General features: G+C 46.2%; 14 protein-coding genes and 1 pseudogene. 4 read left to right on the top strand and 11 right to left on the bottom strand.

Annotated elements, in window-relative coordinates:
- The 6 genes and pseudogenes from B3K42_RS01670 to B3K42_RS01645 all read right to left on the bottom strand — a co-directional run.
- Nucleotides 1–400 (bottom strand): annotated as a pseudogene (locus B3K42_RS01670) (urocanate hydratase); the annotation flags it as partial.
- A 188-nt stretch (nucleotides 401–588) separates the two neighbouring features.
- Nucleotides 589–1,008: a DUF6512 family protein gene (locus B3K42_RS01665; RefSeq protein WP_292596459.1), complete on the bottom strand. Its 420-nt coding sequence runs from the start codon at nucleotides 1,006–1,008 to the stop codon at nucleotides 589–591.
- Nucleotides 1,009–1,041: 33 nt separating this feature from the next.
- Nucleotides 1,042–2,145 carry an aldo/keto reductase gene (locus B3K42_RS01660; protein ID WP_292596455.1) on the bottom strand — a complete coding sequence of 368 codons (1,104 nt, stop codon included), beginning with the start codon at nucleotides 2,143–2,145 and terminating at the stop codon, nucleotides 1,042–1,044.
- 455 nt (nucleotides 2,146–2,600) lie between these two features.
- A complete protein-coding gene (locus tag B3K42_RS01655) occupies nucleotides 2,601–2,819 on the bottom strand; it encodes a hypothetical protein (RefSeq protein ID WP_292596453.1) in 219 nt (72 codons plus the stop codon).
- On the bottom strand, nucleotides 2,807–3,268 hold the full coding sequence (locus tag B3K42_RS01650; RefSeq protein WP_292596451.1) for a hypothetical protein: 462 nt from the start codon (nucleotides 3,266–3,268) through the stop codon (nucleotides 2,807–2,809). Before B3K42_RS01650 ends, B3K42_RS01655 begins: the two co-directional genes overlap by 13 nt.
- Nucleotides 3,269–3,602: 334 nt before the next feature.
- Entirely contained in the window at nucleotides 3,603–4,439 is an 837-nt protein-coding gene (locus tag B3K42_RS01645; protein WP_292596449.1) for a DegV family protein, read from the bottom strand.
- Between the two features lie 76 nt (nucleotides 4,440–4,515).
- Here B3K42_RS01645 and B3K42_RS01640 point away from each other — a divergent pair, with 76 nt between their 5' ends.
- Nucleotides 4,516–6,021, top strand: a complete 1,506-nt coding sequence (locus B3K42_RS01640) for a protein O-GlcNAcase (protein ID WP_292596447.1) — start codon at nucleotides 4,516–4,518, stop codon at nucleotides 6,019–6,021.
- Nucleotides 6,022–6,576: 555 nt separating this feature from the next.
- A complete protein-coding gene (locus B3K42_RS01635; protein WP_292596445.1) occupies nucleotides 6,577–6,849 on the top strand; it encodes a hypothetical protein in 273 nt (90 codons plus the stop codon).
- 3 nt (nucleotides 6,850–6,852) lie between these two features.
- Here the strand turns inward: B3K42_RS01635 and B3K42_RS01630 are convergent, their stop codons facing one another.
- From B3K42_RS01630 to murJ, 4 genes are all read right to left on the bottom strand, one after another.
- Nucleotides 6,853–7,383, bottom strand: coding sequence for a cob(I)yrinic acid a,c-diamide adenosyltransferase (locus B3K42_RS01630; protein WP_292596443.1), 531 nt, complete (start codon nucleotides 7,381–7,383; stop codon nucleotides 6,853–6,855).
- A gap of 74 nt (nucleotides 7,384–7,457) precedes the next feature.
- A complete protein-coding gene (locus tag B3K42_RS01625) occupies nucleotides 7,458–7,646 on the bottom strand; it encodes a hypothetical protein (protein ID WP_292596441.1) in 189 nt (62 codons plus the stop codon).
- A gap of 186 nt (nucleotides 7,647–7,832) precedes the next feature.
- On the bottom strand, nucleotides 7,833–9,071 hold the full coding sequence (locus B3K42_RS01620) for an NAD(P)/FAD-dependent oxidoreductase (RefSeq protein ID WP_292596439.1): 1,239 nt from the start codon (nucleotides 9,069–9,071) through the stop codon (nucleotides 7,833–7,835).
- A gap of 64 nt (nucleotides 9,072–9,135) precedes the next feature.
- A complete protein-coding gene (murJ, locus tag B3K42_RS01615) occupies nucleotides 9,136–10,632 on the bottom strand; it encodes a murein biosynthesis integral membrane protein MurJ (RefSeq protein ID WP_292596437.1) in 1,497 nt (498 codons plus the stop codon).
- 88 nt (nucleotides 10,633–10,720) lie between these two features.
- On the opposite strand from murJ, the gene B3K42_RS01610 reads away from it, so the two are divergent.
- Nucleotides 10,721–12,073 (top strand): hypothetical protein, encoded by a 1,353-nt coding sequence (locus B3K42_RS01610; RefSeq protein WP_292596435.1) that lies wholly within the window; start codon nucleotides 10,721–10,723, stop codon nucleotides 12,071–12,073.
- On the opposite strand, the gene B3K42_RS01605 is transcribed toward B3K42_RS01610, so the two are convergent.
- On the bottom strand, nucleotides 12,070–12,387 hold the full coding sequence (locus tag B3K42_RS01605; RefSeq protein WP_292596433.1) for an MGMT family protein: 318 nt from the start codon (nucleotides 12,385–12,387) through the stop codon (nucleotides 12,070–12,072). The genes B3K42_RS01610 and B3K42_RS01605 overlap by 4 nt on opposite strands.
- Nucleotides 12,388–12,515: 128 nt before the next feature.
- On the opposite strand from B3K42_RS01605, the gene B3K42_RS01600 reads away from it, so the two are divergent.
- Nucleotides 12,516–12,676: class I tRNA ligase family protein (locus tag B3K42_RS01600; RefSeq protein WP_292596457.1), on the top strand; the 161-nt coding region annotated here is incomplete at its 3' end.

The raw sequence follows: 12,676 nt of genomic DNA, 5'->3' as shown, positions 1-12,676 counted from the left end.
GCATCCAGTTCTGGCAGACCTGCCCCGTCTCTCCATAAGTTACCAGTTCGTAAGGGTAAAGGGCCACTTCGAAGTCAAGATTATTGTCGATCATTACCTGGAATGCCTTGCCCTCAATGCATTTTCCTTTGTATTGATCGATTGGCTTTCCCTTTATCTCACCCTGAGGTCGATAACGGTATCCGTAGATTCTTCCCATGGTCAAAAGCTCTTGAAGAAACTCAGGAGCTAGTCTGTCATGAAGTCCTGTTGGTATATAACGAAGCGCATTGCGCAAAGCAAGTTCAATCTCTTTCCGGGAGAGATTGAGCTCTCTTTTCGGCGCTCTTCGAATTCCTTGCCTGAAGACAGGCTCGGGTGGCAAACTCTCATCTAACTTGATTTCCATCGATTCGTACATATCACTTGCGGAAAGCAAAATGAAACCTCCTTTCTAAACAGTTGTCTGTAAGCCTTTAGTAACCGGTCTCGCTTTAAGAAAACTCTACTGAATTCCGTAACCTCCCGACAGAGAATCCCTGAAAGGCTCCCATCGAGGTGGAACGAAAGTATATACTACAAAAGCAACTCCGAGCGTCACAAGCATTACTAATACAAGATGGCGACGGTTCGACCAACTTCCAGCCTCGAAGAGACAAAACACGAAACTAGTTGCCCGAAAGCCACTGCAATAGCCATAAGCAGTATGTCAACAATCATGACATGATGGATAAAGAGAGTATAGAGATAAAGGCCTCCAAGAATAGTGCTGCACATGATATACTTGCCCAGAGTCTTTCCAAGGATCAAGGCCGGAATCCTGATCTCTTTGCAGAAGATGACCTCAAGAACTAGAAGGACAACTCCCGAAAGGAATACCATCTTCAGGTGCTCCCAGATGCTTTCATTTACGGGAGTCAAAGCGCCAACGATGGGATTGCCGTCACTCCATTCATAGACCGTATGGAGAAGAGCGCCCAGAAAGAATACGAAAAAGAAACCAAAGACCTCCCATTGGAAAAATCTCATTTTGTTCACAAGAGCCCCCGCAGAAGTTACAGATTACCAGACATACCCTTCCGTAATCTTGGAATTCACGATTCCAAGCTTCCTCGGAATATCTATCACGTAAAGACATCGCTCGTTGCAAATGCCGCAATCGGTACAGGCATCGACACCAGGAGACATCGAATTGTATTCTGCAATAGCCTGATCTTCGCTTCCAAACCAGTGAGCGAGTCTGTCCCTTAAGGCATAGTCCGCAGCATTTCTAACTTTTCCATCCAGCATCTGCCTGTCGTAACGACCCTCTGCAAGAAAAAGGCCGGGGATGTTTATGCCCTGAGGGCATGGAAGACATTTCATGCACTGTCTGCAAACGTAATTGCCGAGTTCTGGAGCCTCAAAAAACAGCTGCTCGAGTTCTTCGGGAGAAAAGGGTTCTTTCTCTATCAACTTTAGATCCTCTTCAAGCTGATCTAAAGAGTTGATTCCACTGACGATGCACGAAACAGGTATAGTCTTCGTATATCTGAAAGCATTCTCGACGCTTCTCCAGAGGTAACCGTCTGCCAGAGATTTCATTGCAACGACTCCAATATTGTTTGACACCGCATATGGAATTACTTTCGTCTCTATTTCAGGGAAGTTGAATCTGTCGTAATAGTTCATCTGTGTCATGAAAAGATCGAAGGGGTACTCTTTAAGGGCCTTAAGAAGCGTTCCACCGTAACCGTGACTGGTAATACCCACATACCTTATAAGGCCCTCCTTCTTCGCCCATTCAACCGTTTTCAACGCTCCATTCGAGGAAGAAATGGCTTCCCAGTAATCGTTTTTGGTTACGGCGTGAAGGAAGAGAATATCTATGTGATCCCTTCCGAGAGCCTTTAGGGTAGATAACAAGTCTTTTTCGGAAGACTGCTTTTCTCTACTTTCCGTCTTGGAGGCTACCACAATTCCTTCCTTTGGAAGTACTTTAGAGAGCTTCCTCTCAGAAACTCCGTCCCCATATGATCTTGCGGTTTCGAAGTAATTGCCTCCCGCCTCCAGATATCTCTTCACAATCTCTTTTACTGTGTCAAGCTTAATTTCAAGCAGATGAAACCCTCCCAAGCCCAAAAGGGAGAGCTCAAGTCCTGTCTTCCCTAGTTTACGATACTCCATTTACTCACCCCCAATTACAATGTTACTACGGCAACGATCAAAAATCGTGATTCTCCCCCAGTGAAATTTCGACAGAATCTACTGAATCACTCATCAACAACGTAGAACTTCCAGAGGAAATATTGTCGAACCCAAAAGACAAACATGAACCGGCGGCACGAAACTTCCGTCATAATTAGTAACCACACTCGTTCTCCTACCACCCGGCCCGGATGCTTTCCGGGCTTTTTTATGCCGGAAGAGAGCGAAGATCGATATAGTGGTGATTCATGATCGAGTAATGGCAGAAAGTCTAATCAGAAACTCAGCTTTCGCCGTCCAGTACACATGTCAGCATTTCGATTACTTCATCTCTGTCGGCTGCAAATATAATCCGATCGTTCAGACGAAAAGTCTTGACAAGTCACATGCGACCAAAGCCGAGAGAGCCTCTGTCAGTTCCGCGTTTGACAGCTTCATTGCTCGCGCAGTTCGTAACCGGTAAGACGTTTCTTCAAAAGCGCGATGAGCAGTCTCATGCGATTCTGGTTTGAGAGAGCCCCGTATCTTCTGAAAGCAATACTGACTGAATCTCTTTCGAGAACGGAACCGACGAAATTGAAGCCAACAATGAACACATCGCTCTCAGCAAGTGGATGGAATATCCCGCCCTGAGCGTTCTCTATGAAGTACAAAGGACTAGAAGGATCATCCGGTCCTCATTGAGTTCTTCATAATGCAAATTGTCCGTGAGCTTCAGGAGATACTCGTTGCCGTGGGTAGAGAGATTCCTTTGGAGGTATTTCCGACTTTCTTTCAACCTCTTCTCATCGTAGGGGGAGGTTGAATACACGCGTTCTTCATACCACTTCAAGAGGTGAAGGTCGTCTTCCTTCATCTTTTCCGGATTCGATATGAAGTCAAGCATGACCGCTTTCTGTTGAGATGTAAGAACTGCCTTTTTCGCAATGAAGACCAGTGCCTCCTTTTGGTTGTGCAGTATTCTGTCGACAACTCCTTCATCGTACTCGACAGATTTCGCTCCTAACTCAATGAACAAGAAATCCTTTATCATGTCTTTCGGAGAGACAGAGGCTATTCTCTGCAACAAAACTCGATCGTCTTCGAAACTCTCTTCAGACATAACAGGACTTATCCTCATCACAAGCGGTGCCTTTCAGTCTAAGTAAAGACTCATCTTCTCGAGAATCGTCTCCGACAGCTTCTTTTAGAAGTCCTTACCCATTTACAAGCTCTCCCACATGGCGGTAGCCCGTTGTCAGTTCCGAAAAGTGCTTTGCCACTCTCTAGTCATTTGTTAGGTGATATGCTCGGCAGGAAATCGAAGGCCCTTCCAAACCGTAACTTGAGTCTTTCAAGCGCATTCAAAGCCTTTCCACCTTTCCAGATGATGAATCTGAGATGAACTTGTCTCTAGGACGGCCTCTTCCCGGGTTCAGAAAAGGTCGGTGATTTCTTTATTTCATTTCGCCTATTATACCGATTCCCTGAGGGCCAAGATGAGTACCGATAATCGGCTCAAAAATTCTACTTTCGATTTCTGCTTCGGGAGCCTCTTCACGGAGCATCTTTTCCAAAGTTACGGTATCTTCCTTTCTCCAGATCGACTGCACTCTCGCTCTTCGGAGATTCTCAGGAGGGATCTCCTTTAGAATGTGGCTAACCAGGCTTTCAAGCAGTTTCTTATTACCCCTGACATTTTCTACCGGTTTAAGCTCACCCTCGTCAATGTGAATTACTGGCTTCATCTTCAATAGGTTTCCCATCAGAGCTTTGGCCTTTCCTATCCTTCCACCCTTCTGCAAGTAACTCAGGTCATCAGTTGAAAAGAAGGTCCTGGTCTTATTGTGGAAGTTCGAAGCGTATTCGACTAGCTCTTTAACGGGAGTACCTTTCTGAATCAAATCACCTAGGTTTTTCACAAGTAGTCCTGTTCCGTCGGCTATCAGCTGCGAATCGACTACATGTATGGGCTGTTCGAAGTCTCTTGCGGCAATAGTTGCAGAAACGTTTGTTCCGCTCAGTTTACCCGAAAGAACGGGAACTATCAACACATCGTAGGTTTTGAGAGCCTCCTCGAAGACTTCTATGAAGTCTTGGGGAGAAGGTTGTGAGGTAGTGGGCAGTTCTGAGGCAGAACCGAGCTCCTCGTAGTACTTGTCTAGATCGAGATCAACTGCCTTAGAGTACACACTACCTCTTTCGATATACAGCGAAACGATTCGCACGTCATATTTCTGTATCTCTTCAGGGGTCAAATTACACGTATTATCACTGACCAGACCTATTTTCATTCCACCTACCTCCTTCATTAGACTATTTACAATTATAGCGTTCTGAGACAAAACCTACTAAGGATTTTGATGTCATTTGTCGAAACTCTCCGTCGTCACTGAACCTATTGTTAAATTCCCATTCTCGGAAAGCGCAGATTTCTGCAGAAACGAAAATGTCATGATAGACTTTTTGAAAACAGAAGGACCCAAGGAGTTGAGTTTCATAAATTTCGAGATTAGGGGCGTTGTTGAGGGATTCTACGGTACCCCCTGGCCAATGGAGAAGAGGCGAGAGATCATAAAGTTCTTGGGAGAGCACGGTTACAATCTATACATATACGCTCCGAAAGACGATCAGCTCCATAGGAAGAGATGGCGAGATATGTACGACGAGGATTTCAAGAGCGAGTTCTCAAAATTGCTCGTTGAAGGTTCGACATGGGGACTTACCGTTGTATTTTCCGTCAGCCCTGGACTTGAGGTGAAGTACTCTAGCGATGCAGATATTGACATAATGGTTTCGAAGTTCATCGAAATGGCAGATGTCGGGGTTCGCTCTTTCGCGCTTTTCTACGATGATATTCCAGAGACTCTTGTCCATGAAGAGGACATGAAAGAGTTCACTTCCCTTGCACAGGCCCAATCCTTTTTCGCAAATACAGTGTATAGATCGCTTAAAGAGAAAGTAGATGGTATTTCCAGGTTCATTGTGTGTCCGACTCAGTACCACGGCAAAGAGATCACCGAGTATATGAGAACGCTCGGCAAAGAAATCGATAGGGAAATCTCGATTATGTGGACAGGCTCCAGTGCCTGCTCGGAAAGAATTTCTGCTGAAAATGCCTTGTTGGCCGAAACGGCATTCGGGAGAAAGCCATTGTTTTGGGATAATTATCCCGTAAACGATGCTTTCATGGTCCCCGAGCTTCACGTCGGTCCATATGAAGGGAGAGATCCCGAGATAGTTGAACACAGTGAGGGAATTGTGCTAAACCCAATGATCCAGCCCTGCGCATCGAAAATAGCTCTCGGCTCTGCTGCCGAATTCCTGTCAGATCCTTATGGATTCGAGGTCGAAGAATCCTGGTCTCGCACTATCAAGGAGATTGCCCCGTCGTGCGAAAAAGAGATGAAGATCTTCTGTGAATACTATCTAATGAGTCCTGTTCATCGAGGCCAGTCGAAGAGGCTTGTTGATACTCGAGACTCTTTAGGGCTTTTGATATCTCAGAACAGTTGGTCTCAAGTGGAAGAACTACTAATGCAAGAGGCGACGAGGATTTCTGAATCGGCCGAGGTTCTTAGAAAGATGTTGCCAGCCAGTCTGCTGGAAGAAATCGAACCATGGATTCTTGAATTCTCACTTTGGGGAAAGGCACTTCGTAGTGCGGCAGGAATAGTCTCAGCAAGACTTCTTGTGCTCGCTCAGACAGTGACAGAAGAAGAGATCTCTGAAATCCTTAATCTGTTTACCGAAGCAGAATCTGCTCTTTGCGAACTCGTGAAGGTCGACACGATTTCGGGAGGGGTTCTCTTCAGGGAGTCGATTCAGGAGATTCTGATAAGGGCAAAAGGTTTCACGAAACTTCTCCAGAACTAGGCTTTTTCTTGTGCTAGTATTTCTGTAGATTATCTTTATCAGTACGAAATGTTAGCAGAGAATCTTGATTTCGAGGAGATGAGTTAGTTGAACACAATTAGAAAAGAAGAGCTGAAACCGAAGTTTCCTTATTGTGAGTCAGATCTTTCCGATGTTTTCTTTAGGCAGAAGGGGCCGGGCTTATTGTTCAGCAAAACGGCAGTATACTTCTGCCCTCAGTGCCGCAAGGTACTTGGGATTGGAAGAAGCAACATAGGTTAGAAACAATAATAGAAATCTCTACCACTGTCCTTTCTGCGCAACGCTCAGTCAGTAGCGATGCGAGTTTTCAATTCTGCCTGAATTATTCTGGATCAAGCTGTCTAGAAGTCTAGTCAAGCCTCTGAATCAATTAGGACGATCGGACTGCTTTTTTCTGTTTAGAAAACAATCCCTAATAGTTTCGTTTGCGAATTGTAGAGAATAAATTACTGACTGCATTACGTGTATCAGTTGGAATTGATCTGTAACATGTTGTATAATGATGTCAACTTATACGGGAGGGAGATTTTTGAGTTGACTTCGAACCTAGAAGACTCATATTCGGTACTTACTGTCAGGGATTTCGGAAGAGCCTGGCGAAGGCGTACTGCTAGAATCATACTGAAGAAATCAGTCGTGAGCGAGGTCGAACTCGAAAATATCACGCGCCAAATCTGGGAGACTGCGGGACAGGACGTCGACGAGATGATAACTGTCTTCTACCTGCCTGGAATGGATCCGAACTCAGTGGCTTACGGATTCGGTTCTTGTATGAAGGATGGTGTAGCCAGAGTAAGCTATCGATGACACTTACTTTATATCTCTCTTGTAGACAATCTTACCAGCCTTATATTCTTCGTACCTTGCAAACATGAAGAGAAGATCGGAAAGCCTGTTGATGTATTTCAGTAAGAGGCTGTCGACCTTTTCGGTTCTCGAGAGCGCGATTACCCGCCTTTCTGCTCTCCTGGCTACACTTCTGCAAATATCAAGCTTCGAGGAAGCAACAGTGCTCCCGGGAATCACGAATCCGTCGAGTTTCACTTCCGACTCGTATCTGTGCACTAGCTCGGTGATCAATTGGACATCGACCTCTTCAATCGGCTCAACATAATCGACATCTTTCGACGCAAGCTGGCCGGCAGCCTTAAATAGCGAACGTTGAATCTTGATTAGATGATGGGCAACTTCTTCTGTGGAGAAATGCGTAGCTTCACCGAGGAAAGAACTCAACTCGTCTATCGTTCCATACGCTTCAACACGCGCACTGTCTTTCTCTATCCTTTCTCCACTCCAGAGGCTCGTTTCCCCTCCATCACCAGTTCCAGTACTTATACTCAAACTGATACCCCCAATGCCTTGGCAGACTTCTTTGTCGAGCGAGCCTCAATAAGAATGATTTGGACGAGAAATGATTACCGTTCATCTTTCCACGAATAAGAGTAAGGACCCTTGGTAACGACCTGTTCGATGAGCCTTTCGTAATCTCTTCTCACTCTTTTGGGAGCATTCTCTTTGAGTTTCCAGCTTGTTCCAGATTCCCTCAAATAATCCTGATCGATTTCAACCCAGTCGTCAAACCACTTCGGTTTTTTTACCTCCACAATGCACCTCCGAAAGAAAACCATAGAGACAGTGAAATACGTTATCTGGTGGCAGCCCATTTGCATCCCGAAAAACTCTCCGTCTCCATGAAACTTGAGGTGAGTAGGTCAACGAACTCCGGTCTTCGCTCTGTCACATATTAACATAATGTTTCCTACATAAACAAGAAAATGAGGAATAGCTGCTTATTGATTTCCCTCTCTGGACGTCTTACCCTTAATCGTCTTGCCGGCCAAATAACCAGTCGAGAAGGCCGCCTGCAGATTGTAGCCTCCTGTCTCGCCATCGAAATCCAGAACTTCTCCCGAAAAGAAGAGATTGGCAACAAGTCTCGATTCCATTGTCTTGGGATTGACTTCTGATAAAGAGACTCCTCCTCTTGTGACCATCGCCTGAGAGAAGTCTCCGATTCTTTCTATGGCGAAACTTGACTCGAAGAGGTTTCTAATCAGCTCCTTTCTCTCCTCTTTTGTCAGTTTTGAACATGACCTTTGACCGACCCCTGAGATTTCCACAATCTTCGTAAGGAGTCTGTCCGGGATGTCCAGCAGGGAATTTAGAGCAGTCTTTACAAGCTTCTTGCCTTCGTTGGTGAAGAGCTCTATCAGTCTGGCTTCGAGTTTCTCACGGGGGAGACCGCTAATGTTTACCTTTATGATGTCTTCTGGCTCTGCTTCTCTGGAAAGATGTAGAATTGCCGGCCCCGAAAAACCTTCGTGGGTGAAGAGAAGGTCTTCTCTCCGACCGTTTACCTTCTTCTGATTTCTCCATAACGTGACCTCAGCTTCTTTCAGTGAGATTCCGGCCAGATCTGAGAATGCGAAATCCTTAATCGAAACCGAGGTAAGCGCGGGCCTGGGCGAGACAATGCTGTGACCTAGCATCTCGGCCAAGAAATAACCGTCCCCAGAAGAGCCCGTCTCTTGATAGCTTTTCCCTCCGGCGGCGATCACCAGATAATCCGCGTTGATCTCACCTGCTTGAGTGCTGAGCTTAAACCGACCCGAAGGAGTGAGTTCGATTCCCCTGGCTCCGCAGCCGTACCTGATCTGTATCCCCTGTTTCTCGCACTCGCCAAGAAGCACTTCAAGTACATCTCTAGCAGAGTATGTGGCTGGGAAGACCTTGCCATCCTCCCTGCTGAAAAGCTGCAGCCCTCTTTGCTCGAAGAAATCCTTCAGACTATTTGAATCAAAGGCCATTAATGAGGGTCTCAGAAATCTTCCCGCACCAAAATATCTCTTGAGCATGGCAGATGCGGGTTCAGCATTCGTCAAATTGCATTGTCCTCCTCCGGAGAGCAGAAGCTTCTTTCCGGGGGAGCTTGTTTTCTCAATAATCGTCACGTTTCTTCCCATCGTAGTGCAACTTATCCCCGCAAATAGTCCGGCAGGGCCGGCGCCGATTATCACTACATCTCTCATAATTCTTCCTCCTGTCTTGCCTTTCGATTTCGAGGAAAATCGAGTTAAAAGACATTACTCGTGATCACTTTCTTCTGAAAAGCGACATGATCTTTGATGAGATTGCTCTTATCTCACTCTTTGCACTAATGAAGAACAAAGAGAAGAAAAGGCCATTTCCCAGAAGGAGCCAGAGCGTTGTGCCTGTAGTGAATTTCAGAAGGAGAACGACAAGATAGACTGCAACTGAGAATCCAACAAGCTTTAGAATTCGTTTGTAAGGCATGAAGTTCAGGCCCTCTCTTCTAATTAGCAGAACATAGATGATTGTGGCGTTTAGGACAACAATCGAAGTGCTTGCCGCGATTCCTGCGTGACCGAAAGGTTCAAGCATAAGCCAGTCAAAAAAAGCATTCAAAAAGATTGAGAACACAGATACCATAGTTATCGCCTTCAATCTCTTTCTTGCAGTGAAATAGCTCGAGCAAGTATGAGAGATCGGGGAAAGCACTATTAGCGCCCCGTAACCTATAAGAGCCATGCTTACAAGGCTTGTGGAATTCGAGTCAAACTCTCCCCGCTGGTAGATTACCTTCACAAGAGGCTCAGCCATCATGATGATCCAGGCCGCAAGAGGAAGAGAAATATTCAGGGAAGTTGTGACGGTTTTCCTTAGCCGCTCTTTCACTCTATTCTTGTCGTCCGCAACTACGAGCTCTGATAGTTCGGTGTATGCAGTCATTTGAAAGGCAGATATCGTGAAAGTGATCAATCCGAGAAGCGTGTGCGCATACTGCAAAGAAGCGACCCGGCCAGGCGGAAGGAGCGAAACGAAAGCCTTGTCCACCATGTTGTTTATGACACCCAGACTTCCGGAAAAAATTAGCGGAAGGCTAAGATACAGTGTTTCCACAATCGATGTCCCCCTGCCAATCTTAAGAGTGAATAGCTCTCTTGATTGAAGCAGGTACGCCAACACAGTAATCGCGTTTCCGAGTATCCAGGCCAGAATGTATGAGGCTTCAGAAAGAAACGGGGCGGTGAAAAATATGACTGGAATCGCAACTACGTTGAAGAAAAGCTGTGAAATACCGTACTGGATGAACCTTCTGTTCGATTTCAGAATCGCGCCCAGTATGCTTTCAATTCCGCCAATCAATGGGTAGATAGACAGATACCTCAGCTTTCTGGCGGCATAGGCCACCACTTCGTCGGAAAAGCCGGGAGCGAAAAGCTTTATAACCAGTTCAGGAATAAGAAGAAAGACAACTCCCATAGTCAGAAATACGAGTGAACCAGAAATGAGAACAGCTCCCGCATATCTCTTTGATCTTTCGGGGTTTTCCTTTCTGATTGAATGATAGACCGGAACAAAAATGGCCGCGAGTGCTCCGGCTATTATCCCGGAAAGCGTTGTAGCCGGAGTCATGGCGACGAATACTGCATCTAGATTTGCAGAGGTTCCAAACAGTCCGGCGACGAGCATCTCTCTGAAAAAACCCATACCCTTCGATAGAATCGAAAAGGTAAGAATCGCTATAGTGCCTGCCGCGACAGATGTTGATCTGGGAATCTTTCTCATCACGCCTCCTGTTCCTCACAGTATAATTTACCACACGTCCGATCTCTCTTTAGCCCCTACAATGGTAAACTAAATAATGAGGATGTTAATGCGGAGATCGATTTTCTTCTCTGTCACTTTGTGTATACTGCTCTTTGCAGGATGCACCGGACCTTTTTCGCCCGTGCCGCTACGAAAAGCTCTCTTTCTGATTCCAGGAGACAACTCTTTTGAGTTGGCGAGAGGCATAACAGCGTACTTCAATGATGTCCAAAAAGAAAAAGTCGTCTCTTACGAATTGCAGTCAATATCTGAAAGGACGACACTGATCTTTTTCCATGAGAGTGATCTGGAAGTTCCCGGACCGCTATTCGAGCTCTCCCACTCGGAGCTGGGAGTCGGTGAAGGTCAGCTCTTGATGGTTCAGCCAATTCTCAGTAATACTTCCTTTCTGCCTGTAGAAACGGAGTTTCAGTCACAGTGCAGCAGAGATTCCCTTTCCACGCTCGTAAGGTTTACCAGGCTTCCCTACTGCCTGTTGATTTCAAGAGCAGACGCTCTTTATACTGCTCAACATCTTCCTGGAAAGTTTCTTCTTGAAGGCGACCTTCTCTATCACATCGGCCCGAACTGGATACCCTCCCACTCCGCATTATATCTGGGGGTTGATCAAGAGACAGCCATGACGGACGGGAATCTCGGGTTCAACGACGGCGTTACTTTCGGAGAGTCCTATCCCTTTTTGACTCATGGATACAATTTGGTCGAAGAGGGGGTGTTCGTCTTCCCGAATACTGTTCAGAATGATACCTATGTGAGTCTCTTCAAGTACGATACTTACGAGTCCCGATGGCTGAAATACTGGTCTAGGAGCTTTTCCGGGGCAAGAAGATATCCGGGAGAAATCACTCCCCTAGAACGGCGACAAATATCGAGATACATTTTTGAGACGGCAGGAAACGGCGCACTCTGGTCGGTTGGATTCGCCTGGTCGGGTTTTTGGGATCTTCCCTTCACCGAAAGAGATCTTTACTCCTGCGTGGGGATAGTTGAAAAAGCCTACGAAAGCGCAGGAAAAAACATAGTTCCATTCTGGGAGGACATGTTTTACCTAAATTCCTTCGAGCAATTCTCAAGGACGATTCCAGTTCCCGAGATCACGGCTGGAATCGGTGAAACAATTGAGTTCAGGGTAAACTCTCTTCTTGCAGAGTGGCAATACGTCGGGTGCGATAAATGGTCGTTCTCAGATCATGCATGGATTTGGAAGTCCACAAATGGAGTCGAGCTAGAGACGACAGGTGGCACCCTGACAAAAAAAGATGATCACTGCGTCTTCAGCTGGACCCCCGAAACAACAGGAGACTATCCAGTCACGTTCAGATTCTTTGGGGAGTTTGAAAATCGAACCGTCGAAAAGACCCATACCCTGACTATTCACGTCGTCGAGGAGACTTCCTAAATCGGTCCCTCCCAGCCAAAGACGGAAAGGTCCACTGAATCGCTTTCATCGAAGTCGATCCCCTCTCTTTCGAGGATTGCCTTCTGAAGCGAGTACCCGTTCGGATCCCTTATGCTTATTCTTCCTCGTGCATTGATCACTCTCTGCCATGGAATGGTTTCATCTGAAACTCCCGCCATGGCGTATCCAACCATCCTTGCGGAGCATCCGCCTACCAGCGAGGCTATCTGGCCGTAGGTCGCAACTCTTCCCGACGGAATCCTCCTTACCATGTCGTAGATTCTTCTGTAGACCGAGAGTGTCTCGTTTTCCATATTCGTCACCTCAATGATTGTACTATACGAAGAGCTAATCTACATATTAACGGCATCTCCCATTACGCGGTTTTACTTCGTGATATAATTCCATTTAAATGCAGAAGCCCCATAAGGAGGTAGTTCGAATGGAGGAGCTGAGCACCAGGTACAATCCTTCTGACCTTGAAGAGAAGTGGTATTCTCGCTGGAAGGAAGGCGGCTATTTCGAACCAAGAGGAACGGGTGAACCATTTACGATAATGATTCCACCTCCGAATATTACCGCCCCCCTTCACATGGGGCATGC

Origin of the sequence: Mesotoga sp. UBA6090 (assembly GCF_002435945.1) — a bacterium.
GTDB lineage: Bacteria > Thermotogota > Thermotogae > Petrotogales > Kosmotogaceae > Mesotoga.
Note: the sequence above shows the minus strand (reverse complement) of the source record. Positions and strands in the feature narration are given on the sequence as shown.

Excerpts from the sequence above, each read along its gene's own strand:
- B3K42_RS01665 (WP_292596459.1), bottom strand. The coding sequence starts at position 1,008 with ATGAGATTTTTCCAATGGGAGGTCTTTGGTTTCTTTTTCGTATTCTTT.
- B3K42_RS01660 (WP_292596455.1), bottom strand. The coding sequence starts at position 2,145 with ATGGAGTATCGTAAACTAGGGAAGACAGGACTTGAGCTCTCCCTTTTG.
- B3K42_RS01650 (WP_292596451.1), bottom strand. The coding sequence starts at position 3,268 with ATGTCTGAAGAGAGTTTCGAAGACGATCGAGTTTTGTTGCAGAGAATA.
- B3K42_RS01645 (WP_292596449.1), bottom strand. The coding sequence starts at position 4,439 with ATGAAAATAGGTCTGGTCAGTGATAATACGTGTAATTTGACCCCTGAA.
- B3K42_RS01620 (WP_292596439.1), bottom strand. The coding sequence starts at position 9,071 with ATGAGAGATGTAGTGATAATCGGCGCCGGCCCTGCCGGACTATTTGCG.
- murJ (WP_292596437.1), bottom strand. The coding sequence starts at position 10,632 with ATGAGAAAGATTCCCAGATCAACATCTGTCGCGGCAGGCACTATAGCG.
- B3K42_RS01610 (WP_292596435.1), top strand. The coding sequence starts at position 10,721 with ATGCGGAGATCGATTTTCTTCTCTGTCACTTTGTGTATACTGCTCTTT.
- B3K42_RS01605 (WP_292596433.1), bottom strand. The coding sequence starts at position 12,387 with ATGGAAAACGAGACACTCTCGGTCTACAGAAGAATCTACGACATGGTA.